This window comes from Acinetobacter pragensis, assembly GCF_001605895.1.
In the GTDB taxonomy this organism is placed as follows: domain Bacteria; phylum Pseudomonadota; class Gammaproteobacteria; order Pseudomonadales; family Moraxellaceae; genus Acinetobacter; species Acinetobacter pragensis.
This window is the reverse complement of sequence record NZ_LUAW01000039.1, coordinates 1-23882: the sequence shown is the minus strand read 5'-3', so window position 1 is coordinate 23882 and position 23882 is coordinate 1. Positions and strand designations below refer to the sequence as shown.

General features: G+C 45.6%; 19 protein-coding genes and 3 pseudogenes. 10 read left to right on the top strand and 12 right to left on the bottom strand.

All coding sequences use genetic code 11. The features are described from left to right. Positions 1–63 precede the first annotated feature (63 nt). Positions 64–594, top strand: a pseudogene (locus AZH43_RS18215) (malic enzyme-like NAD(P)-binding protein); the annotation flags it as partial. A 159-nt stretch (positions 595–753) separates the two neighbouring features. Here the strand turns inward: AZH43_RS18215 and mnmE are convergent. The 5 genes from mnmE to rpmH all read right to left on the bottom strand — a co-directional run bounded on the left by mnmE (position 754) and on the right by rpmH (position 4868). After that, positions 754–2109, bottom strand: coding sequence for a tRNA uridine-5-carboxymethylaminomethyl(34) synthesis GTPase MnmE (mnmE, locus tag AZH43_RS15010; protein WP_067671237.1), 1356 nt, complete (start codon positions 2107–2109; stop codon positions 754–756). A gap of 103 nt (positions 2110–2212) precedes the next feature. After that, positions 2213–3976, bottom strand: coding sequence for a membrane protein insertase YidC (gene yidC, locus AZH43_RS15005; protein ID WP_067671235.1), 1764 nt, complete (start codon positions 3974–3976; stop codon positions 2213–2215). Between the two features lie 5 nt (positions 3977–3981). After that, a complete protein-coding gene (gene yidD / locus AZH43_RS15000; RefSeq protein ID WP_067671233.1) occupies positions 3982–4302 on the bottom strand; it encodes a membrane protein insertion efficiency factor YidD in 321 nt (106 codons plus the stop codon). Between the two features lie 9 nt (positions 4303–4311). Next, positions 4312–4704, bottom strand: coding sequence for a ribonuclease P protein component (gene rnpA / locus AZH43_RS14995; RefSeq protein WP_067671231.1), 393 nt, complete (start codon positions 4702–4704; stop codon positions 4312–4314). 29 nt (positions 4705–4733) lie between these two features. After that, positions 4734–4868 carry a 50S ribosomal protein L34 gene (rpmH, locus tag AZH43_RS14990; protein WP_000831329.1) on the bottom strand — a complete coding sequence of 45 codons (135 nt, stop codon included), beginning with the start codon at positions 4866–4868 and terminating at the stop codon, positions 4734–4736. 659 nt (positions 4869–5527) lie between these two features. Here rpmH and dnaA point away from each other — a divergent pair. The 5 genes from dnaA to AZH43_RS14965 all read left to right on the top strand — a co-directional run bounded on the left by dnaA (position 5528) and on the right by AZH43_RS14965 (position 12326). Beyond that, positions 5528–6907 (top strand): chromosomal replication initiator protein DnaA, encoded by a 1380-nt coding sequence (gene dnaA, locus AZH43_RS14985; RefSeq protein WP_067671229.1) that lies wholly within the window; start codon positions 5528–5530, stop codon positions 6905–6907. Between the two features lie 109 nt (positions 6908–7016). Then, entirely contained in the window at positions 7017–8165 is a 1149-nt protein-coding gene (gene dnaN, locus AZH43_RS14980; RefSeq protein WP_067671227.1) for a DNA polymerase III subunit beta, read from the top strand. 15 nt (positions 8166–8180) lie between these two features. Beyond that, positions 8181–9263 (top strand): DNA replication/repair protein RecF, encoded by a 1083-nt coding sequence (recF, locus tag AZH43_RS14975; protein WP_067671224.1) that lies wholly within the window; start codon positions 8181–8183, stop codon positions 9261–9263. 53 nt (positions 9264–9316) lie between these two features. Then, the gene (gene gyrB / locus AZH43_RS14970) at positions 9317–11791 is read left to right on the top strand and encodes a DNA topoisomerase (ATP-hydrolyzing) subunit B (protein ID WP_067671221.1); all 2475 of its coding nucleotides are present in this window, start codon (positions 9317–9319) and stop codon (positions 11789–11791) included. Positions 11792–11957: 166 nt separating this feature from the next. Then, positions 11958–12326 (top strand): hypothetical protein, encoded by a 369-nt coding sequence (locus tag AZH43_RS14965; RefSeq protein ID WP_081406836.1) that lies wholly within the window; start codon positions 11958–11960, stop codon positions 12324–12326. Positions 12327–13111: 785 nt separating this feature from the next. Here the strand turns inward: AZH43_RS14965 and AZH43_RS14960 are convergent. Then, the gene (locus AZH43_RS14960) at positions 13112–15046 is read right to left on the bottom strand and encodes an ATP-binding cassette domain-containing protein (protein ID WP_067671218.1); all 1935 of its coding nucleotides are present in this window, start codon (positions 15044–15046) and stop codon (positions 13112–13114) included. 226 nt (positions 15047–15272) lie between these two features. Between AZH43_RS14960 and AZH43_RS14955 the strand changes: the two genes are divergently transcribed. The 4 genes from AZH43_RS14955 (at position 15273) to erpA (ending at position 19246) form a co-directional block, all read left to right on the top strand. Continuing rightward, positions 15273–16280 carry a putative solute-binding protein gene (locus tag AZH43_RS14955; protein WP_067671215.1) on the top strand — a complete coding sequence of 336 codons (1008 nt, stop codon included), beginning with the start codon at positions 15273–15275 and terminating at the stop codon, positions 16278–16280. Between the two features lie 255 nt (positions 16281–16535). Next, positions 16536–17546 carry a putative solute-binding protein gene (locus AZH43_RS14950; protein ID WP_067671212.1) on the top strand — a complete coding sequence of 337 codons (1011 nt, stop codon included), beginning with the start codon at positions 16536–16538 and terminating at the stop codon, positions 17544–17546. A gap of 252 nt (positions 17547–17798) precedes the next feature. Then, on the top strand, positions 17799–18800 hold the full coding sequence (locus AZH43_RS14945) for a putative solute-binding protein (RefSeq protein WP_171254483.1): 1002 nt from the start codon (positions 17799–17801) through the stop codon (positions 18798–18800). A 110-nt stretch (positions 18801–18910) separates the two neighbouring features. Beyond that, positions 18911–19246 (top strand): iron-sulfur cluster insertion protein ErpA, encoded by a 336-nt coding sequence (gene erpA, locus AZH43_RS14940; protein WP_067671206.1) that lies wholly within the window; start codon positions 18911–18913, stop codon positions 19244–19246. An 86-nt stretch (positions 19247–19332) separates the two neighbouring features. On the opposite strand, the gene AZH43_RS14935 is transcribed toward erpA, so the two are convergent. From AZH43_RS14935 to AZH43_RS14910, 6 genes and pseudogenes are all read right to left on the bottom strand, one after another. Next, positions 19333–19716 (bottom strand): hypothetical protein, encoded by a 384-nt coding sequence (locus AZH43_RS14935; RefSeq protein ID WP_162840084.1) that lies wholly within the window; start codon positions 19714–19716, stop codon positions 19333–19335. 110 nt (positions 19717–19826) lie between these two features. Next, positions 19827–20747, bottom strand: a complete 921-nt coding sequence (locus AZH43_RS14930; RefSeq protein ID WP_406564630.1) for a matrixin family metalloprotease — start codon at positions 20745–20747, stop codon at positions 19827–19829. Positions 20748–20857: 110 nt separating this feature from the next. Then, positions 20858–22240: a hypothetical protein gene (locus tag AZH43_RS14925; protein WP_067671191.1), complete on the bottom strand. Its 1383-nt coding sequence runs from the start codon at positions 22238–22240 to the stop codon at positions 20858–20860. A gap of 257 nt (positions 22241–22497) precedes the next feature. Next, positions 22498–23118, bottom strand: a complete 621-nt coding sequence (locus AZH43_RS14920) for a TetR/AcrR family transcriptional regulator (protein WP_067671188.1) — start codon at positions 23116–23118, stop codon at positions 22498–22500. 151 nt (positions 23119–23269) lie between these two features. Continuing rightward, positions 23270–23575: pseudogene (locus AZH43_RS14915) on the bottom strand (Hsp70 family protein); the annotation flags it as partial. A 62-nt stretch (positions 23576–23637) separates the two neighbouring features. Then, a pseudogene (locus AZH43_RS14910) lies at positions 23638–23882 on the bottom strand (amino acid--tRNA ligase-related protein); the annotation flags it as partial.

Genomic DNA, 23882 nt, shown 5'->3' with positions numbered 1-23882 from the left:
ACGGTTTTGCGGCGGCAACGGACGAAGAATATTTGTCTGCAGTTGTGCCTTTGATGAAAAACGGCAGGACAACCTGGCTTATTTACCGAAGAAATTATCCGCGCACTGGCTGAAAACTGTGAACGCCCGATTATTTTTCCTTTATCCAACCCTACTTCTCGGGCAGAGGCCGTTCCCGCAGATCTTATTCAATGGACAGAGGGCAAAGCCTTAATCGCAACAGGCAGCCCGTTTGCACCGGTACGTTATCAAGGCCATATTTACCCCATTGCTCAATGCAATAATGCTTATATTTTTCCTGGGATTGGTCTGGGCGTCATTGCCTCAGGCGCAGCGCGCGTGACAGACCCGATGTTAATGGCAGCGAGCAATGCTTTAGCCGGCTGTTCGCCCATGCTGAAAATTCCCAGCCATGATTTGCTGCCAAGTATTGATGCGATTCAGGATATCTCTAAAGTTATTGCCTTGCATGTGGGGCTTGCTGCAATACAGGAAGGGGTTGCCCCATGCATAGATGAAGCCGCCTTGCAAAAAGCCATTGAAGCGCATATCTGGAAACCGGAGTATCGAGATTACCGCCGAATTACCTTCTGATTGGCCTGTTGCTGCACATCCATCTCATGAGCTTTTGCGTCAAAGCGATACGCTCAACAGCGATACTATTATCCAATGCATAAAAAGCACCCAGCCTTTAAAACTGGAGTGCTTTTTTATATCAAGATTCATCGCTATGAACGTTGCTAAAATTTGAAATTACTTTCCGATACAGAATGAACCGAAGATCTTGCCCAGCAGGTCATCCGCACTGAAATCACCGGTAATCTCACCCAGCGCATTTTGAGCAAGGCGCAAAGATTCTGCGACCAATTCTCCAGCATGATAAACCGTCAGCTGTTCACGCGCTTCAGACAGATACAGCTGAGTGCGCTTCATTGCATCCAAATGGCGCGTACGGGCAATAAAGGTATCTTCTTCTGGCTGGAAGCCTGCATGCGCTGTAATCGCATCTATCAATGCCTGTACGCCAGTTTCCTGCTTAGCCGATACCGTAATGTGACGGAACTGCTGATAATCACTCAAAACCGCGTCTGTACCGGTAATATCGCACTTGTTGCCAATCAGCATGAGCCGTTTGGGATCAAGGTGCTCCGCAAAATAGTCTTTGGCCAGCAGCAGCGGGTCCTCACCTTGGCTGAGGTCATACACCAGCAGCAGCAAATCAGCCTGCTCAATTTCTTTAATGGCGCGGCGGATGCCTTCTTTTTCCACCACATCGCCAGTTTCACGCAGGCCGGCGGTATCAGTCAAAGTAATCGGCAAGCCATTTAAGGTGATTTTCTCATGCAGCACATCGCGGGTGGTGCCCGCAATATCCGTCACAATCGCGCGCTCAACACCTGACAATGCATTCAGCAGCGAGGATTTTCCGGCATTCGGCTTGCCCGCAATCACCACCTGCAAGCCTTCACGCAATAATTGCCCTTGGCGGGCAGACTGCTGGACCGCTGTCACCGAAGCGTGCACTTCATCCAGCAATTTTAAAATTTTACCGTCAGCCAAAAAGTCTATTTCTTCTTCTGGAAAATCAATCGCGGCTTCCACATGCAGGCGCAAATGAATCAGGTTTTCCAGCACGGTATTGACTTTGCTGGAAAAAACGCCCTGCAGTGAACGTACCGCAGAACGCGCTGCCGCCTGTGAGGTCGCATCAATCAAATCAGCAATGGCTTCCGCCTGCACCAGATCCATCTTGCCATTTTCAAAGGCGCGCATGGAAAATTCACCGGCTTTGGCTGCTGTTGCCCCCAGTTCCAATAAACGTGCCAGCAAAGCGTTTTGAATCACTGGGCCGCCATGGCCTTGCAGCTCCACCACATCTTCCCCGGTAAACGAATTAGGATTTGGAAAGCAAATCACCAAGCCCTCATCCATCACTTCACCGCGCTCATCCAAGAACTTGCGGAATCCCGCATAGCGCGCCTTCGGCAATGCCGTCTGGCTCAGCGCTTCCGCAATGGCATAGGATTTTGGCCCAGACAGGCGGATAACCCCAACCCCGCCGCGGCCCGGCGGGGTTGCAATCGCAGCAATGGTGGTTCGGTTTTGCATGGTACTCACCTAAATATCTACCTCAAAATCAGAAATGGCAGCCAAAGAAAAATCCGCCTAAGATTACCATCTTAAGCGGATTTATTCAGCTCATCAGCACGACTTAGTTTGCTGGGGTCGCTCCGTCACGCTTTTCACGGTCTTTGGCAACACTCTTGTTAATCAAGGTTTGCTGCAAAATAGTGATGCTGTTGTTGCAGATCCAGTACAGAACCAGGCCTGCAGGGAAGAACAGCATAAAGACAGTGAAAATAATCGGCATGACTTTAAAGACTTTCGCCTGCATCGGATCTGCCGGCTGCGGGTTCAAGCTTTGCTGGATGAACATGGTCGCACCCATCAACAGCGGCAGGATAAACCAAGGATCCATTGCGGATAAATCCTGAATCCAGCCCAGCCACGGCGCATGGCGCAGTTCAACTGACTCCATCAATACCCAGTACAGCGCAAGGAAAATTGGCATTTGCAGCAGCAGTGGCAAGCAGCCCGACAATGGGTTCACTTGTTCACGCTTGTACAGCGCCATCATTTCCTGCGAGAAGCGCATGCGGTCTTCACCGAATTCTTCTTTCATGCGCTGCATTTCAGGCGCAATCACACGCATTTTCGCCATAGAGCGGTAGCTTTTAGACGACAATGGCCAAAGAATCAGCTTCACCAGCACCGTCAATAGAATAATTGACCAGCCCCAGTTGCCCACTAAGCCATGGAAGAATTGCAAGCCTAAGAACAGCAGCTTCGCAATCGGCCATAACCAGCCGTAATCCACAGTTTGGTTTAACCCAACCGCCAAATCTTTCAATTCAGATTGGATTTTTGGGCCGGAATAGAAAGTGGCATCCACTTCCGCTGCCGTACCTGCAGGCACATTGATGGTCGGTGAAGTAAAGCCAATGATGTTCATGTCATCATTCGATTTACGCGACTCCAATTTAGCCGCAAATGGCTGGCCGTCCGCTTGAGTCAGTTTCAGCTCACCCGGAATCCATGCGCTGACGAAATAATGCTGCACCATGGCGACCCAGCCGCCTTTGGCTTCAACATTCAGCTTCTCTTCATTGAAGTTGGCAAATTTCAGCTTGTTATAGTGTTCATCAGGTGAACCCCAAGCGCCGCCTAGGAATGTCCCCAGCGTAAAAATGCCCTGATCTGACTTGCCCGGATCTTCCGAGTTGTCGCGCTTCAGCTGGCCAAACATTTGACCCTGCCAATTCTGGCCGCTGCGGTTCACGATTTTGTAGCTGACAACAACAGGGTATGCACCTTGCGTAAAGCTGAAAGTCTTAATGATTTCCACGCCGTCGGCAGTTTTCAATACCATTGGCACGGTTAAAACTTTTTCAGCTTTGCCGTCTTTGGTTTGAGCCGGTTTCGCATCCGCTAAGCTGTATGCCGTTTTTTCAACTTCATACGCTGGGCGGCCATTGCGCGCGCTGTCAGGACCATTCAAGCCAATCAGGCCTGATTGAGCGACATAGGTACGCTTGGCATCGCTTTCCAGCATGACAAAAGGTTCATCGCTGTCTTTGTTTTTGTCATGATTGAGCAATTCAACACGAACAATATCACCGCCTTTCGGATTGATCCAAAGGTGGTAAAGGTCAGTTTTCACTGAAACAAGCTGTTGACTTACAGGTGCAGTGGCATCTGCTGTCTGCTGCGCGGCGATATTTGCCTGCGGCACATCGGATGATGGTGCGGCAGTTTGGCTGTTCGGCAAATCTGCAGATACTTCATGTGACACCACAGCAGCAGTTTGCTGAGGTTTGCTGTCCGCATGACCGTAATCTTTTTGCCAAGCCAAAATGAGCAAATATGCGACAACAAACATGGCCCCGAGAATTGCAATCCTGGCCCATTGTTGCATATCTATTACCCCAAGTGGTTAGAGTGATTTTGGTTCAATAAACGATCACGAAAGGGTACAGCAACGTGAAGCGTTTGAGAATCTATTTGCTGAAATGAAATAAAACGAACTGCTTTGCACGGCACTGGATCATAGCCCGATCCGCCCCATGGGTGGCAGCGGCAAATGCGTTTAACAGACAGCCAAGTTCCACGCGCAGCGCCATGCAGCTGGACTGCTTCCAATGAGTACTGAGAACATGTAGGAATATAGCGGCAGCGGGGTCCAAGCAGCGGACTAATCGCAATCTGATAAAAACGGATCAACCAATGCAGTAAATGTACCATTGGCCATCTCTACTTTTGCGGGGAGGGAGCTATTTTTGAATGCTTTTTGGCAAGACGATTGAGCTTTTGCCAAGCAAATTGTAATTGCTGATGCAATTCAGCATTAGGTATAGCGTCAATACCGGCTTTCGGCATAACCACAATATCTAATTGTTCTAATTGCTGCTGATGCAGGCGAAAACTTTCGCGGGCAAGACGTTTTACTCGATTTCGTTCATGTGCACGGCGCACTTTTTTCTTAGCAACGACAATACCCAAACGGCTGTTCGGCTGTTCGGCGCATTTTGCAAGAAATAAGAAATGGGGCTGATGCACTTTAAAAAGCGCACCATCGAATACACTTTTGTAATCGGCAGCACAGTGTATGCGTACATCTGTGCTGAAGCCGTAAAGTGCTGTCATAACGCCCAAGTCGTTATAGCGCTAACTGATTAAACAGTTAAGCTATGGCGGCCTTTAGCACGGCGGCGAGCCAATACTTGACGGCCAGCTTTAGTAGCCATGCGAGCGCGGAAACCGTGAACACGTTTACGTTTAAGTTCAGAAGGCTGGAAAGTACGTTTCATGTTGAAACTCCAAAATGATCTTTCTATAAAGGTTCGCGATTTTAGTGCTCATTGCTTGAGCTGTCAATGAAAAACAAGTTTTCTTTCAAAATTGAGTTCATCTTTTATTTAGCCGTCTTCAATCAAATGTTTTCAAACAAATAGAAGAAAACAGTTACACACAAGCTAAGAGATTGTTTATAATTGGATAATATCTTATCACCAAGTTTATCAATAGGGTTATCCACAAGCCTATCCTGTTTTTAAATTCAAGTCTCGGTTTAAATTTGAATTTAAACCTTTTGCTGAGTTATCCCCAAAATCATGGCTGGTTATTATTAAATTCAAATTTAAAAATTTAAATTTATTACTATTAGGGCCTGTTTTTTCTGTGGAAATCCCAATAAAAACAAAATAAAACAATATTTTAAGCTGTGAATAACCCTGTTTTAATGATTTTGATACATTGTGGATAACTTTATGCTATATTTTATCCACAGCCTGTGTGTAATGTTATCCACAGCAGGTTTTAAATTTAAATTTAGATCGATTTATGATTTTTTAGCCAAATAATCTTGAATTAGCCATGACAGATGTGGATAACTTGGTTAGAATGGCGGCCCGCTTGCGCGGACAGAACATATTTTTATGCACAATGGAATGAAAAAAGGGGTTTTCACATGCTTTGGACAGATTGCTTAACTCGTTTGCGCCAAGAGTTATCCGGCAATGTCTTTACAATGTGGATCCGGCCATTAGTGGCAGAAGAAGCAGATGACACTTTGCGCTTATTTGCCCCGAATCCTTATTGGACGCGGTATATTCAAGAGCATCACTTAGAGTTGATTACTATTTTGGCTGAGCAGCTGTCCGAAGGCCGGGTGCGTAAAGTTGAAATCTTAGTGGATTCCCGCCCTGGGGCAATCTTATCCGCCAATGAACAGCCGGCAACGACTGCTGCGGCCTTAGAGACGGCTCCAGCCCCTGTGCCGAAGCCTAAAAAAGAAAAAGATGAACCGGGCTCAAGACATGGCCGTAAACGCCAGCTGAACCCTTTATTTACATTTTCTTTATTTGTAGAAGGCCGTTCCAACCAAATGGCGGCTGAGACCTGCCGCAAGGTGTTAACGCAGCTGGGCGCTTCACAGCATAATCCGCTATTTTTATACGGCCCGACGGGCTTAGGTAAAACGCATTTAATGCAGGCCGTCGGCAATGCGCTGCTGCAGGCCAAACCGAATGCCCGTGTGATGTATATGACCGCCGAAAGTTTTGTTCAGGACTTTGTCAGTTCATTGCAGCAAGGCAAAGTTGAAGAATTTAAGAAAAATTGCCGTTCTTTGGATTTGCTTCTGGTGGATGATATTCATTTGCTGGCAGGCAAAGAAGCCAGTTTGGTCGAGTTTTTCTACACTTTTAATGCGCTTTTGGATGAATCTAAGCAAATTATTCTGACTTCTGACCGTTATCCTAAAGAATTGACGGAACTTGATCCGCGTTTGGTTTCACGTTTTTCGTGGGGCCTGTCTGTTGGCGTAGAGCCGCCCGACATTGAAACCCGCATTGAAATTCTGCTGAAAAAAGCGCAAAGCAATAATGTTGAACTGCCGCGCAATTGCGCCTTGTTTATTGCGCAGCAGGTAGTTGCCAATGTCCGTGAATTGGAAGGCGCACTCAACAAGGTTGTGGCTATTTCACGCTTTAAAGGCACGCCGATCGATCTGGAAGTGGTGCGAGAGTCTTTAAAAGACGTGCTGGCAATCCGTGCGCGCACAATCAGCACGGAAAATATTCAGCGGGTGGTCAGTGAATATTTCCGCATTCCGCTAAAAGAGCTGATTGGCCCGAAACGCACCCGCATTTATGCGCGCCCCCGCCAGCTGGCTATGGGGCTGGCCCGTGAATTGACCGGGGACAGCTTTCCTGAAATCGGCATGGCATTTGGCGGCCGGGACCACAGTACCGTCATGCATGCCTGTGAAAAAGTGCAGAGCCTGCGTGAAGAAGATCCGATCTTCAATGAAGACTACAAAAACTTGCTCCGCCTGCTCCAGAGCTGATCATTTTTTGCTTAAATTCTGTTCTTGCAATGCTGCATTTTCTGCAGCATAGTACCTTGTTAAAAATTTAATCTATTATTCTTTATCTTCATTTTTAGAGGAAAGTATCGTGCGTTTGAAAATCGCGAAAGAAAGCTTACTGAATGTTCTATCACATGTCGTAGGAGCGGTTGAACGTCGCCATACCTTAAACATTTTATCTAACGTGAAGGTGCAGGTTACAGCGCAGGCGCTGACCATTACCGGTTCCGATTTGGAAGTGGAATTGGTTGCCAGCACGCCGCTGTCTGAGGGCGCTTGCCTGCAGGCCGGCGAAACCACGGTGCCTGCACGTAAATTGATGGATATCTGCAAGTCCTTGCCTTCAGCTGCCCTGATTGACTTGCAGATTACCGAAGATATGCGCTGTATTCTCAAATCAGGCAACAGCCGGTTTGTTCTGGGGACTTTGCCGGCAGAAGATTATCCGCTGCTGAATAATGAGAACACGCAAGGCACGCAAGTGACGGTGACGCAGCGTGAATTGAAGCGCTTATTTGAAAAAACCGCATTTGCCATGGCTGTGCAGGATGTCCGTTTTTATTTGACCGGCACGCTGCTTGAGATTGATCAAAATCAGCTGCGGGCAGTCACTACAGACGGCCACCGACTGGCCTTGTGTGAAACAGTGGCGTCTTCCAATGCGCCGCAGCTGGTTCAAGCGATTGTGCCGCGTAAAGCCGTAGGCGAACTGCAGCGTTTGCTCAGCGTTGAAGATGAACAGCTGTCTTTATTGATCGGCCGTGAATTGCTGAATGTCACTATCAGCATTGCCAGCAAGGATAAAGAGCAGGGCGATATTATGGTCCGGTTCACCACTAAGCTGATTGACGGGAAATTCCCGGATTATCGCCGTGTGATTCCCCGCGGCGGCGACAAAAATGTTGTTATTGCGCATGATGTGTTCAAGCAGTCTTTACAGCGTGTCGCAATTTTAAGTAATGAAAAATTACGCGGTGTTTTTCTGAATTTTGATGCGGATACTTTGCAGCTGCGCGCCAATAACCCGGAACAGGACGAAGCGATTGAAGATTTGGCGATTCAGTATGCGGATTCGCCGATGGAAATGTCTTTCAATGCGCAGTATTTACTGGAAGTGATGGGCGTGCTGGATGGCGATGATGTTTCAATGACCATGACCGAAGCCAATCAATCCGTGCTGGTGCAAGACCCTACCCAGCAGGATCAGACCTATGTCGTCATGCCGATGCGTGTTTAATCTTTCTAAAATATTATGCACATCACGCGTTTACATGTAGAACGTGTTCGTAATTTAAAAACGGTTGCACTCTCTGAGCTGCAGCCGTTTAATGTCTTTTACGGGCAAAATGGATCCGGCAAAACCTCGATTCTTGAGGCGGTGCATTTGCTGGCGACGGGCCGGTCGTTCCGCACCCATATCCCTAAACACTATATTCAAAGCGATGCCGCCGATGCGATTGTTTTCGCTCAATCGGCGACGGATAAAATCGGCATGCAGAAAATGCAGTCAGGTGAGCAGCTGATTAAGGTAAATGGCGATTTGGTGGCGACGCAGGGGCAGCTGGCGAAAATCCTGCCGCTGCAGCTGATTGACCCGCAAAGCACCGACATTATCGATCATGGCGCCAAGCCGCGGCGGCAGATGCTGGACTGGATGATGTTCCACGTGGAACCGGAGTTCTATCATGCATGGCAGTATTATTCCCGAGCGCTGAAGCAGCGCAATACCTTGCTGAAGACACAGCGCCAGCTCAGTCTGTCTGACTTGGAGCCGTGGAACAAAATGCTTGGAGATTATGGCGAAATACTGCATATGCAGCGCGCCAGCGCGGTTGAGCAGTGGCAGGCTTTCTTTGTGCAGGATCTGAAGAAGCTGCTGCCGGATATTGATGTTGCGCTGGAGTATAGTCCGGGGTTTCACAGTGACACCGGGCTGCTGAATGACCTGACCAACAGCCATTATAAGGACATCGAGCGGCGCTATACAGAATACGGCCCGCACCGCGCTGACCTGCGCTTGAAAACCCCGATGGGCGACGCGGATGCCGTGCTTTCCCGCGGTCAAAAAAAGCTCTTGATTATGGCGCTAAAACTGTCACAGATTGCAATGCTGCATGCCTGCAACAGGGAAACTGTGGTATTATTAGATGATCTGACAGCAGAATTAGATTTAACCGCACAACAACGTTTAATTGATCGCTTGAGCCAGCTTGGCAGCCAGGTTTTTATAACCACTTTAGACCATGAATCTGTACAAAATCATTTGCATGATCTGTCTATTTCTTATCAATTATTCAAAGTCGAAAACGGTCAGGTTCAGGCTGTCACACAATGATTTTAGATTTTACCCGTCTTGGGATAGACCTATTTTTCCACTAGGGAGAAACCATGAGTTCAGAAGATCAACAAGCTGCTTCTCAAACAGAACAAACCACAGAAAAGGCTTATGATTCCTCTAGTATCAAAGTATTGCGTGGTTTGGATGCGGTTCGTAAGCGTCCAGGCATGTATATTGGCGATACGGATGATGGTTCAGGCTTGCACCACATGGTGTTTGAGGTGGTCGATAACGCCATTGATGAAGCGCTCGCGGGCCACTGTGATGAAATTTTAGTGACTATTCATGAAGATGAATCAGTAAGTGTTTCAGACAATGGCCGCGGGATTCCTACCGATATTCACCCGGAAGAAGGTGTATCTGCAGCGGAAGTCATTCTGACGATTCTGCATGCGGGCGGCAAGTTTGACGACAACAGCTACAAAGTTTCTGGCGGTTTGCACGGTGTAGGTGTATCCGTGGTAAATGCGCTTTCGAGCAAGCTGGAATTAACGATACAGCGCGCGGGGCACATCCACCAGCAGGAATATAAACATGGCGATCCTGTATATCCGCTGAAAGTGGTTGGTCAAACGGATGAAACCGGAACGACTGTGCGCTTTTGGCCAAGTGCTGAAACTTTCAGCCAAACGATTTTCAATGTAGATATTTTAGCGCGCCGTTTGCGCGAACTGTCATTCTTGAATGCCGGCGTACGGATTGTACTGCGTGATGAGCGTATCAATGCCGAGCATATTTTTGACTATGAAGGCGGTTTGTCTGAATTTGTCAAATACATCAACCAAGGCAAGACTCACCTGAATGATATTTTTCATTTTACATCTGAGTCTGCGGACAGCGGAATTACAGTGGAAGTGGCATTGCAGTGGAATGATACTTATCAGGAAAATGTCCGCTGCTTTACCAACAATATTCCGCAAAAAGACGGCGGCACGCACTTAGCCGGCTTCCGGGCAGCCTTAACCCGCGGTTTAAACCAGTATCTTGAAAGTGAAAACCTGCTTAAAAAAGAAAAGGTTGTGGTGTCAGGTGATGATGCGCGCGAAGGTTTGACCGCCATTGTTTCGGTAAAAGTGCCTGATCCAAAATTCTCTTCGCAAACCAAAGAAAAACTGGTATCCAGTGAAGTGAAGCCCGCAGTTGAACAAGCGATGAATAAGTCATTCTCTGAATATCTGCTGGAGAATCCGGCTGCCGCGAAATCGATTGCAGGAAAAATTATTGATGCGGCGCGTGCCCGTGATGCAGCCCGTAAAGCGCGTGAAATGACACGCCGCAAGAGCGCGCTGGATATTGCCGGACTGCCGGGGAAATTGGCAGATTGCCAAGAAAAAGATCCAGCGCTGTCTGAGCTGTACTTGGTCGAAGGTGACTCTGCGGGCGGTTCTGCTAAACAGGGCCGGAACCGTAAGATGCAGGCGATTTTGCCGCTGAAAGGTAAAATCCTGAACGTGGAGCGCGCACGTTTTGACAAGATGATTTCCTCACAGGAAGTGGGCACGTTAATTACAGCGCTGGGCTGCGGTATTGGCCGTGAAGAATATAACCCCGACAAGCTGCGTTATCATAAAATCATTATTATGACCGATGCGGACGTGGATGGTTCGCACATCCGCACCTTGCTGCTGACGTTCTTCTTCCGTCAAATGCCGGAACTGGTCGAGCGCGGCTACATCTATATTGCGCAGCCGCCGCTGTATAAATTGAAAAAAGGTAAGCAAGAGCAGTATCTTAAAGATAATGATGCGCTGGAAACTTATTTAATTTCGAATGCTATTGATGAGCTGGAATTGCATATCAGCGCAGATGCGCCTGCAATCCGCGGTGAGGCATTGGCAAAAGTGATTGCTGATTACCAGACATCGCAAAAAAGCCTGCACCGTTTAACCTTGCGTTACCCTGCGAGCTTGCTGGATGCATTGATTTCTGTAGAAGGCTTTAAGCTGGATCAAACTGCAGATCAGGCTTATGTCCAGCAATGGGGTGAGAGCATCCGCGCAGCAATTGAAAAAATGCAGCCGAGCCTGCGTCCTGAATTGTCTCTGGAAGTTTTTGAGAAAGAAACGCCAGAAGGGCAAAAAATTCAGACTTACCTGCCGCGCTTGACCATCTATGTGCACAACTTGCCGCATGCATACTTGCTTGATGCGGGACTGCTGGGTTCAGGTGAATATGCGCGCTTGCTGAAAAACTCAAAAAGCTGGTTCAGCTTGATTGAAGATGGCGCTTATTTACAAAAAGGCGAGCGTAAAATTCCTGTGAGCAATTTCCATCAGGTTTGGCAGCAGATTATTCAAGACTCGCGCCGCGGCATGATGATTCAGCGCTACAAAGGCTTGGGTGAGATGAACGCTGAGCAGCTATGGGAAACCACGATGGATCCTGAAAACCGCAACATGCTGCAGGTGACTGTGCAGGATGCGATTGAGGCTGACCGCATGTTCTCTTGCTTGATGGGCGATGATGTGGAGCCGCGCCGGGCCTTCATTGAAGAGAATGCGCTGAACGCGGATATTGATGCTTAATCGGTTTACAGATTCATTTAAAAAAAACGCCCTTCGGGGTGTTTTTTTTGTGCTATGTTTAATAAATAGATTAAAATATAAGCAATATGATTGTTATTAAACTGACTTATACGCATGTCATGATGCCTGAAACAGCTGTTTTAGCATGCGGAAAAGAGAGGTCGCGATGATGAATAATCAATTGGAACACATACGGGATATTTGGGTGAATGCCTTTTTTACCGGCAATTATGAGGTGTTGGCGCAATATGAAGATGAGCACTTTAAGGTCGTATATGAACAGGATGGCCGAATAGAAAGCAATTATATGCGGTATGACCGTATTGCGCATGCTGTGCGCAATGGGGTTTGGAAGCCGAAGAAACCAGATGTGGAGTTTGAGGAATATGAGTTCAATTTTGATCAAACTGAATGTGTAGTGCTGATTGGCTTGGCGGAAAATCAGCAGCAAATTAAAGAAATTTGGGTGTATGACGATACCTGGAAAATTAGAGAATTAAGATTTTTAAAAGCAAAAAGAACGGTAGCGCATTAATTTATTCTTGGATAAAAGCGTGGAAAAGAAGAAAAAAGCCGCAAAATTATTGACTAAATTAATAGCATCTGTGGATAAATTTTAAATTTAAACTATTAAAAAACACGAAAAACCGTATAATTTTATCCACAGATTGGGCTGGTGAGTTATGAATTTATAATATTGCATGGTTTTGAATTTAAAACACCGCTGTGATGAGCGGTTAATCATAAATTAAAGCTTTTCTGGTTTTATTTTATTGGAGCAAAGCTTGTCTGGCGCAATACAGGCTCTTTAGAATATTAATTAGTTGAAAATTCACTTAATTAAGATTTTCTAAAGAATGTGATTTTTTGCTTTTTAAGAATTTCTTAACAATAGTGTTTTTTATTAAATAAATAAAAAAAATCAGTGGATTAAATCTAATTTCAACCTCTGTATCACGCAAAAAAGTCATGGAAATGCTTTAGAAGCATCCGTGAAATGTAAAGAATCTTAGCACTGTTGAAAAACACGCTGCCTGCGGCATAAAAAATCAGGGTCTGTGCGTGTTTTGCGGTGAAAGAGCCTCTAGACACGTTTGATTTTTAAATAGGCTCAAAAAGAAAGCAAAAACAGCTGGGCTGTATACATGAATATCCGGGGCTGATTATTTTTAATGTTGATTTGGCGCGGGGAATCAATGCAGTTTAAATGTTGATTTAAGTCTGGCTAACCGTGCTGGATTAACCTTTAGGGCTTAAACTTTTAACACCTGAAAAAAAATCACCCTGCAGGGCAGGGTGATTTTTGATTCAAATGAAGGATCAGTCAAATGAAGCTTCGAGTTCTTCCAGCTGCATCATCAATTCCAGCATGTGTTCTTCTGACTGTGCAAGTTTGCCATTCAGTGCAGTCTGTTCATTCATCAGCTTGAGCAAATCATCTTTGCGGCTGGCATCATATAAAGCGCTGTCTGCCAGCTGTTCTTCAATCTGTATCAATTTGGGCTGAATTTTTGCAATTTCAGCTTCCAATTTTTCAATATCTTTACGGATTGGGCGGCTGGCCTCACGTCGGCGGGCTGCTTCTTTGCGCTGCGCTTCTTTATCCAGCTTAGAAATAACCGGTTTGACTTCAACCTGTGACTTGATGGGCGCAGCCGGTTTTTGACCATTTTTCATCATATCGATACGCGCTTGACGCAGCCAGTCCGCGTAAGCCACCAAATCACCGTCAAATTCACAGCTTTGACCGCCATGAACCAGAATCAATTCATCACAGACGCTGGCAACCAATTGACGCTCATGCGATACCAAAACTACAGCACCTTCAAAATCTTGCAGAGCCATAGTTAAGGCATGGCGCATATCTAAGTCTAAATGGTTGGTCGGCTCATCCAGAATCAGTACATTTGGACGCTGCCAGACAATCAAGGCCAAGGCTAAACGGGCGCGTTCGCCGCCTGAAAAGCTTTCACTTGGCGTATCCATGCGCTCGCCGCTGAATCCGAAGCTGCCTAAGAAGGAGCGCAGGCTGGCTTCGCTGATTTTCTTATCAGCAATGCGCGCCAGTTGAAGCATCGGGCTGGCATTGCCATCTAAGGCATCCATTTGGTGCTGCGCGAAATAACCGATGTTCAGCAGTTCAGAATCTTTGCGCAGGCCTTGCATCAGCGGTAAATCACCGACCAATGATTTAATAAGCGTCGATTTTCCGGCGCCGTTCATGCCCAGTAAACCGATGCGGCTGGTCGGGGTGATTTGCAGATTCACATTGGTGACAATTAATTTATCGCCATAGCCAATGTCCGCATTTTCAAGTTCAAGCAAAGGCGAACTCATTTTAGTCGGTTCACGGAAGCTGAAGGTAAATGGCGTGTCAACATGCGCGGCAGACAGTTCCTGCATGCGTTCCAGCTGCTTAATCCGGCTTTGCGCCTGTTTCGCTTTGGTGGCCTGAGCTTTAAAACGGTCAATATATTTTTGCAAATGCGCACGTGTTTCCAGCTGCTTTTCATAGGCTTGCTGCTGCTGCGCGAGACGTTCACTGCGGGTCCGTTCAAAGGTTGAATAGTTCCCGGTATACATGATCAGTTCTTGGTTTTCGATATGCAGAATGTGATCGGTAATGGCGTCTAAAAAGTCACGGTCATGCGAAATCAGCACTAAAGTGCCTTCATAGGCTTTGAGCCAGTCTTCCAGCCATAAAATGGCATCTAAGTCCAAATGGTTGGTCGGCTCATCCAGCAGCAGCAGGTCAGAACGGCTCATCAGTGTGCGCGCCAGATTCAAGCGCATGCGCCAGCCGCCGGAAAAGCTCGAAACATCCAGCTGTGACTGATGCTCAAAAAAGCCCAAGCCTGCCATCAGCTGAGAGGCTTTTGACGGCGCTGAATAGCCATTGATTTCATCAAAACGGCCATAAAGATGCGCCAAGGCATCATTATCCAGCTGATCCGGATGATCCAGCTGATGCTGAATATCCCAGTATTCTTCATCGCCGGACAAAACAAAATCAATCGCCTTCATGTCCAAGGCTTTAATTTCTTGCGCCATATGGGCCACGGTCCATACGGCTGGACGGCTCAATGTCCCGCTGTCAGATTCCATACCGCCCAGTAAGGCTGAAAAAAGAGTGGATTTACCGGCACCATTTACACCGGTTAAGCCAATTTTCCATCCCGGATGCAGCTGCATGGAGGCTTTTTGAAATAAAACACGTCCACCGCGACGTATAGAAAGCTGATCTAACTGAATCATTAAACTGTCAAAACACACCAAAAAGATGGGTCTATTCTAAAGGAAGATCGAACAAAAAATGAAAAATGAAGGGTTTTATTTGTTATGGCGCAATGGGGGGATATTGCATTGATGAATGTGATTAATTTGGCATTTGTCGGAAATTCAAGGTTCTATCTATGCGGCATGAAAAAATCTGCCTATATTCGGTGCTTGAATTGAGTGAAAAGTAAACAAGGCGGAGATAATGAAAAAGGGAATTTTAATTTTATCAGCATTGGGAATAGCGGCTTGTTCAATGCAGATTCAAGCCAAAGTCAATGTCTGTGTATTTGACTTGTTGGGGAAAGCGGGGGAATCCTATAAATTGCTGGAGGAATGGTCACTGCAGAGCAAAACTTGGGGGGCAGACGTAAATTTATTGCCTTATCAGGATGAAGCCAAAGTCGAAAAAGATTTTAAAGACGGCATTTGCGATGGATTCTATATGACGTCTATGCGCGCCCGGGCCTACAATAAATTTGCGGGCTCCATTGATGCTTTAGGCGGCGTGCCCAGCAATGAGATCGCGCAAAAAGCCATCGCTTATGTGCTGGATAGCCGCAATAACAAGCGCCTTGTCACCAAAGTCGGCAATGAGGCGTATGAAGTTGCCGGTATTGGACAAATTGGTTCGGCCTATATTTTTGTCAAAGACCGGAGCCTGAATACAGTTGAAAAAGCCAAAGGCAAAAAATTTGCAATTTTGCATTATGACCGTGCGCAAAAACAGATGGTGGAGCGTATTGGCGCTGTGCCTGTGATGTCTGATATTTCCAACTTCATTCGTAAATTTAATAATAATGAGGTCGACATTGTGGCTGCGCCGGCCTATGCATTCAAGCCGTTAGAAATTTATAAAGGCTTGGGCAGCAAAGGCGGCATGATTGATTTTCCAGTGGTGAATGTCACAGCAGATTTAATTTTGCGTCAAAATGAATTCCCTGACGGCTATGCTGTAAAGTCCCGCGCCTGGTTTGTGAAACAGCTGCCGAAAAGCTTCGCCATGGCCAAGCGCATGGAGGCTGAAATTCCAGCGAAGTATAAAATTGCGCTGCAGAAAGAAGACAAAATGGAGTACCAAAAATTATTGCGGGACGGCCGCATGGATTTGACGCAGCAGGGAACTTACGATGCCGTGATGATGACTGTGCTGAAAAAAGCGCGCTGTACGGTAGAAAGAACCAATTTTGAATGCTCGCTTAGCGGGGAATAATGCTGTTTTTTTATAGCTTTGTAAAAAATAGCGGTTGCAGTGTAATTCAGCGCTGTTTTAAAAAATCGGCTAAGTTAATAATAAATCAAGAAAACTTGAGAAACCTTCGGGTGTCAGTGTTTCAAAAATGGCGGAATAGGCCTAAATGACATAAATAAATGGAGTAAATGCTCTATTTTTTTTAAAACAACTTGCTTAATATTTGTAGCGTGTACGGACACCCGTGAAGCAAAAGATTTAAAAAGGATAAATACAATGAAAAAAACACTCCTCTCATTGGCGGCGGTTTCTGCAATAGGACTTTCAGGAACGGCGCAGGCAGCAAAAGTCGATATCTGTGTATTTGATTTGCTGGGCAAATCCGGTGAGTCTTTCCAGATGGCGCAGGAATGGGCGCTGGCTGCAAAGGGCTGGGGCGCTGATGTCAATTTGATTCCGCGTCAGGACGAAGCTGTTGCCGATAATGATTTTAAAGCCGGAAAATGTGACGGCGTTTTCATGACCGCAATGCGTGCGCGCCAATACAATAAATTTGCCGGCTCGATTGATGCCTTGGGCGGCGCGCCAAGCAATGAAATTGCCAAACGCGCAATTACTTTTGCCTTGGATCAACGCAACGAAAGCAAAATGGTCAGCAACTTAGGCGGTAAAAAATATGAAGTGGCCGGTATTGCGCCTTTAGGCTCGGCATTTATTTTTGTCCGTGATAAAAAAATTGATTCAATTGAAAAAGCGGCCGGCAAAAAATTTGCGGTATTGGGCTATGACGAAGCGCAAAAAATCATGGTGCAGCGAGTAGGCGCGCAAGCGGTCATTTCAGATGTCTCCAATTTTGTAGCAAAGTTCAATAATGGACAGGTGGATATGGTCGGTGCGCCAGCCTATGCTTATAAACCGCTTGAAATTTACAAAGGTTTAGGCAATAACGGCGCCATGTTCAATTTCCCGGTACTGCAGGTCACAGCAGACTTTATTGTGCGTCCAGACCAATTCCCAGCAGGCTTTGGCCAGAAATCACGTGACTGGTTTGTGAAGAACTTGCCGAAAAGCTTTGCCATGATCAGCCGTTTAGAAGCGGGGATTCCAGCAAAATACAAACTGAACCTGACCGCAGAAGATAAAACCAAATATCAAAAATTGCTGCGTGAAGGCCGTATGGATATGACCAAGCGCGGTATTTATGATGCAGGCATGATGTCGGTGCTGAAAAAAGCCCGATGCTCTGTCGATAAAGCCAATTTTGAATGTTCACTTGGCGGTGAATAATTTGATTTTTAATGAAAAAGCCTAGATCTGTCTAGGCTTTTTTTTACACGCTGATTTGTCATTTGCGCCATTGAGCTCAACAGCGGGGCGCGCAATGATGTAATCGTGGAATGGATGCTGTAGCTTGGGCAATGAAGCCGGCAGGCAGCAGATACCCAAAGCGCAATCTGGGCATAAAAAGAATCCCAACAATAAAAGCAAAAAAGCGTCACCCAAAAATGCAAAAGGAAAGGAAAAATGACAAAGCAATGGATGAAAGCATGCGCTTTAACAGCCGGCCTAATGGCCGCCGCTGGCGCAGCAGAAGCAAAACAAGTGATGTGCGTATTTGATTTGGTGGGTAAAAATGGGGATGTTTATGCGCTGATGAAAGATTATCAGCTGGCAGCCAAAAACTGGGGGGCAGATATTGAGCTGCGGGTTGGCCAGAATGAAGCGGTCATTGCAGAAGATTTTAAAGCCGGAAAATGTGACGGTATCAGTGTAACCGGCATGCGCGGCCGTCAATTTAACTCTTTTACCGGATCTTTGGATGCGATTGGCGCAATTCCTGATTTAAAGCTGGCGGTTAAAGTCATGCAGGGACTTGCAAACCCCGCATTTGCAAAAAACATGGTGCATGGCAAATATGAAGTTGCCGGCGTGATCCCTGTAGGGGATGCCTATCTGCTGGTAAATGACCGCAGTATCAATACAGTCGCGAAAGCAGCCGGTAAAAAGATTGCGGTTTTAGATTACGATGAAGCGCAAAAAATCATGGTGCAGCAGGTGGGCGCACAGGCGGTCAGCGCAGATGTGACCAATTTTGGCGCGAAATTCAATAATGGGCAGGTGGACATTATCGGTGCGCCTGCCGCGGTGTTTAAGCCTTTGGAATTGCATAAAGGATTAGGGGCCAAAGGCGCGATTGTGAATTATCCGATTCTGCAGGTGACAGGTAATCTCATTATCCGGCCAGACAAGTTTCCTGAAGGCTATGGTCAAAAATCACGGGATTGGGTCAAAGGCCAATTGCCGCGCGCATTCAGCATTTTGGGTAAAATGAAGGCTGATATTCCAAGCAAATACTGGATGGATGTTCCTGTGGCGGACCGCGCGGGCTATCAGAAAATGATGCGTGAAGCGCGGATTGATCTAACAAAACGCGGAGTATATGAAAAACACATGATGAAGCTGCTTTGGCAGTTCCGCTGCAAGCAGGACCCGAAAAACTTTGAATGCGCTTTGCAGGATGAGAACTACAAACAATCTTGATAAAATTACTCTGATTTGGCTTTTAATCTGCAAGATTGACCTTATATCGAGTATGCTATACTTGAAAAATAGTCTTTTTATAAGATGTGAACCGAACAGAGGAATCGATCATGAATGCCCAAGCCCTTGTGCTGACTGAAAATGCTGCCAATAAAGTACGTCAATTGCGTGACAGCGAAGGTAATCAAGAATTGATGCTGCGTGTTTATGTGACGGGCGGCGGCTGTTCAGGTTTTTCTTATGGCTTTAACTTTGCAGAAAGCCAGAATGAAGATGACGCGGAATACAGCAATGGCGATGTAAAAATGCTGGTGGATTCACTTAGCTATCAGTATTTGGTGGGTTCAGTAGTCGATTATATTGAGGGCTTAGAAGGCTCACGCTTTATTGTGCAGAATCCGAATGCGACAACCACTTGCGGCTGCGGTTCATCTTTCTCTTTATAGAGATTAAGCGACGGTTCAAAAAAAGCCCTAAAGAGGGCTTTTTTTAGGCCTGCTGCAATTGCTGGCTTCAATGGACTGGATTGCAATCAGTCTTCAGGGGTCAGCTTGATTGCTTCCAGCAGATCAAAAATAATCGTGGTGACGTCTTGGCTCAAATCACGGTTATTGAAAATTTCATAGGCGGTAATGGTGACATCGGTATCGCTTGGAAGCAGTTTTTGCTCTTCTTCAATCAAGTCATTGATCGGCAGCAAAGTTTGTTTGACTTCTAAATGCAGCACATCTTTAAATTCCAGATTTTCATCTTCCAGTTCGATCAGCTGCTCATTAAAGAAGGGAAGCAAAATTGAATGGAGATAAGGCTGAATTTCAATAATATCAAAGATTTCGATATCACGGGTCTGTTCAATCGTGCTGATGTGGTCATTCACTTCAATTAAGATATGGTAGTAACTCACATTGCTCTCCACTCAAATATATTTAGTTTGGGTTAAGCATTTACAATAGCATGAATTCAGTTTTATTTAGTTTAAATACGTGTAAAGACATAAATAAAATAAGGTTTTAGCCGCGGCTGTCACTATCTGCGGGCATACAGCAAGCTTTGATCGGCAGGTTTGAGTTTGAAATTCTGCAGATCCTGCTCTCCCAAAACGGGATACATTAAGGCTTCTGGATCGGCATGATGGCCTAAGCCCAGCGCATGACCTAATTCATGGGCCAGGGTAAGGCGCAAATCATCTTGCGCATCAAATTGATAAATCTGAATTTGATCGCCCATAAATACGCCTTTATGAAATTCGCGCGGCGGAAAGCGTTGTTTTGCCTGCAGAATATTCCAGTTGTAGCGGTCAATATTGCTGTTGTGCTGACTGACCTGCTGATTGTACTGCGCATTCATTTGATTGTAATAGTCGATATTGCGCTGCAGCAGCTGAGATTTTTCTTTCAGGACATGATACTGCGCTTCAATCCGCTGGCGGTTTTCTCCTTGTTCATTTTCAATTCGGCTCCAGCTCATGCGCTGCTGATTCAGATAATCCGCTTCAGCCCGCAGCTGGATCTGCTCCTGACGCAGGCTTTGCTGCATTTGCTCTAAACTGCTTTTAGAGGCGTCTAAGTTATTGGATATGCGCTGATTGCTGTTCTGTTCATGATCCAGTTCCTGCTGAGTTTGCTTAAAGGCATTGTAATTGTCCTGCTGCACGTCATAAATCAGCTTAATTTTCAGCTGGGCCTGCTCATCATAGACAAATAACTGTTTTTGGGTGCCGCTGTGCCAAATTTGAATGGCTTCTTGACTGAGCTGAATGACCTGCTGTTTGCTCATGCCAAAACGCGGATCGACTTCTGCAATTTGATAGCGCAGGCGGGTATCCAGCGGATGCAAAATGCGGTCAGACCATGCGTTATAGTGAAGCTGCGGGTGCTTCTTGCTTTGAAATGCAAAATAGGCAGCAAAAATTAAGATGATAATGAGAGGCCAAAAGCGCATGCGTATTTTTTAGAATCATGTGTTATGAACAATTTAGCGAAAAATATGCGCTGTGCAAATCATTAAATGATAAAAATATCTCAAGATACTTTTATCATTTGTTCGCCGTATAACGTTTAATTGCAGCCTTTTGCCTCGAAGTCTTCTTTGCTCATATAGGCTATATCTGGTGCATAATCCCCCATAATGGCTTTTTCAGTGCCGGACTCCGTTACTTTTTGAACCGTTTGCGCAAAATCGCCATTTGGAAGTAAATTGCGGATCAATAGCATGCCTAAATCAGCATGGCCATCGCCTGCAATGGCTTGCTCATAGCCGTCACCGCGCGGGCTTTGCTGTAAATAGTTGAATCCGCAAGACTCTGTTGCATTATTTGGCCGATCTTCAGGATTCGCCACGACAATGGTATAAAAACCGTCTTTATCGGTTTTGATCTGTTCATCATATAAGCAATAATTGGTCGCTGAGGTGTACATTTCGTTGGTACATACAGACCAGTAGCGCATATTGCTATCATTGACGATTAGATCATTATTATATGTTTTGGCCGTGGTTGGCAGCTTGCCGTGCAAAGTGACTACTTTACCCAATTCACGGGATGTTGCTGCAAGTACATATTCATTATCCGGTGTTGCCCATTGATTCATAATGGATTCAGGAGTTCTGCCTTCACAAGGTTTTCCATCATCAAAATACTGAAAAATACATCGGAAATTAAATTCGGCATTAAAGGTTTTAAACCATTTGGGCTCAGCGCGTGCAGGATAGCCTAGACCAAAAACCGGTCTTAATGTGTTATACAAGGGAATGTAGGCTGCAGGCACATTTTCATTTTTAATTTGCTGTTTTTTAATATTCAGCACATTACAGACTTCAGCACCTTGCTTAATGTCTCCATTTGACAGCACAACTTTATAGCGCGGAAATGAAACACCGGCCTTTTCTGTCAGGCCCTTATTGGGCACATATACCCGATAGATCAGAGCAACATCATTGAGATCCGTTTTAGGCACGTAAAGGACATTCTGTTCTGGCTTTTCAGGCAGAGCGCCAATTTTTACTTCTGTGAGATAGCCACGCTTTTCTTCCATCCGGGTATTGCCAATGATGAATGGATTCGTCACGCCCTTGTTCGGTTCAATTTCCACATCGCGCAATGAATTTACACGCTCTCCCGCTGATGTATAGCTGACAAGAGATGTGTGGCGGGCATATGGATAATCGCCTTCAATATAAACTTTGGCGCCCTCAGGAATGGTAAATTCACTGGACCAATAATTGACGTTTGAATCTGGGTAAGCAAAATTCATCGGGTCTTCACCTGACCCTATTCGGCTGCTCGGGCCTTCCTGCCACATACAGTCCGTTTCTGGAATAGGCGGTGTGATAACCTGCGCATTATTGTCACTTTCATCATTACTGTTATTGCAGGCGCTCAACATGAGGCTGCTGAATATTGAAAGCGTGAGCAATTTGATTGAATAGCTGGCTTTAGACATAAACATATTCCTTTATCTGCTGCGTACCGCTGAATGAGTGATACGCACTGTCCTGATTCCTTGGCCCGTTTTTTCAGACCAGTTTTTATACTTTTAAATCGAGATCTTCTTAATGATTTTTTAAATTAATCCAATTGGATTAATTTGTATACTGCATTTGGTCGGAAAAATGTGAGGGGGTTCATTTCATCCGGATCCGTCTGAACAAGACGATTGGCAAGGGCGTGATGCTGTGTTTTTTCTGATCTTATAAATTTTTAATTTTTATATGAAATTTCATTATTGTAGGAAATCCCGCCAATAATGTAATCGCGCAGGTATTGGCCAATAGCTTTGTGATCTTTAATTGTTGTGGGCCAGTATTTTTCCAGTCCATTATCACTGATGATGTTCAGAATGGAGTTGAACGTAAACAGTACTTTAATGCTAATGGTGTTCGTGTCGGCGCCAGGCATGGCTTTTGCTAAAAGTTTTGTAGAAAGGATTGCAATAGATGAGAGTTTTTGCGCAATCAGCTGCCGTCCATCGTCTCCTGCGCTGACCATTCTAGAAAAAAACTTCAGCGCATAGAAACCATTTTCAGCCAGTAAAATTTTAATCATTGGTTTCATTAATGCATCCACGACGCATGCAACCGTAATTTTGTTCGGATCTAATGCTTGAAGCAAGAAATGGCTTTCGAAAACATAAGGGTCCAGTACATGATTGAGGGCGGCTTCGACAAGCCCCCAGCGTGTTTTGAAGTGGTAGTATAAGGCTGATTTGTTGGCTACACCTGCAGCATCATTAATTTTCTGTACCGACTGGCTTTCAATATTATTCTGCGCGAAAAGTACAATTGCGGCTTTAATCAGTTTATCTTTTGTTTCTTGGCTCATTGGCGATATAAATCGATTATTTTTTATGAGTTTAAATTAATCTAAAAGGATTAGTTTGTACAGTTTTTAGATCTGTAAATGATTTAACCATAAAAAAACCGCGCTTTCGCGCGGTTTTTTTAACTCTTTCGAGTAAAGCTAAAGCGACAAATTATTTTTTGTCATCTTTCACTTCTGTGAATTCAGCATCTACAACGCCGTCATCTGCTTTTTGCTGTTGACCTTCACCGCCTTGGAACGCGTTTGGATCAAAGCCTTCAGCACCGCCTTGAGCACCTTGCGCAGCTTCATAAGCGCGCTGAGTGATCGGCATGATGATGTTTTGAAGCGCTTCAGTTTTCGCTTTGATATCTTCTACGTCATTTTCTTTGGTAGAAGCTTCAAGCTCAGTTACTGCAGTTTCAATTGCAGTTTTTTCATCTGCAGTCACTTGCTCGCCTAGATCTTTCACTGCTTTTTAGAGKGAATTTGTCGAATTCAATSAAYMWCKKMAYGGWKRWWKTWTCCMKTMRRYMCAGATTCATCGTCACTCATGAACGATGTTTCAACGTCGATTTGTGTGAATTCAGGCTGACGGTCAGCACGTAAGTCTTCATCACGGAAACATTTTGCAATTTGGTAATAACGGTCAATACCGCCAACCATCAACAGTGGAGATTGTGGAAGCGCGTAGAAGCTGCCGTTAGAAACACGGCTTGGCACTAAATAGTCACGTGCGCCTTCAGGTGTAGCACGGGTCAAGATCGGTGTTTCAACGTCTAAGA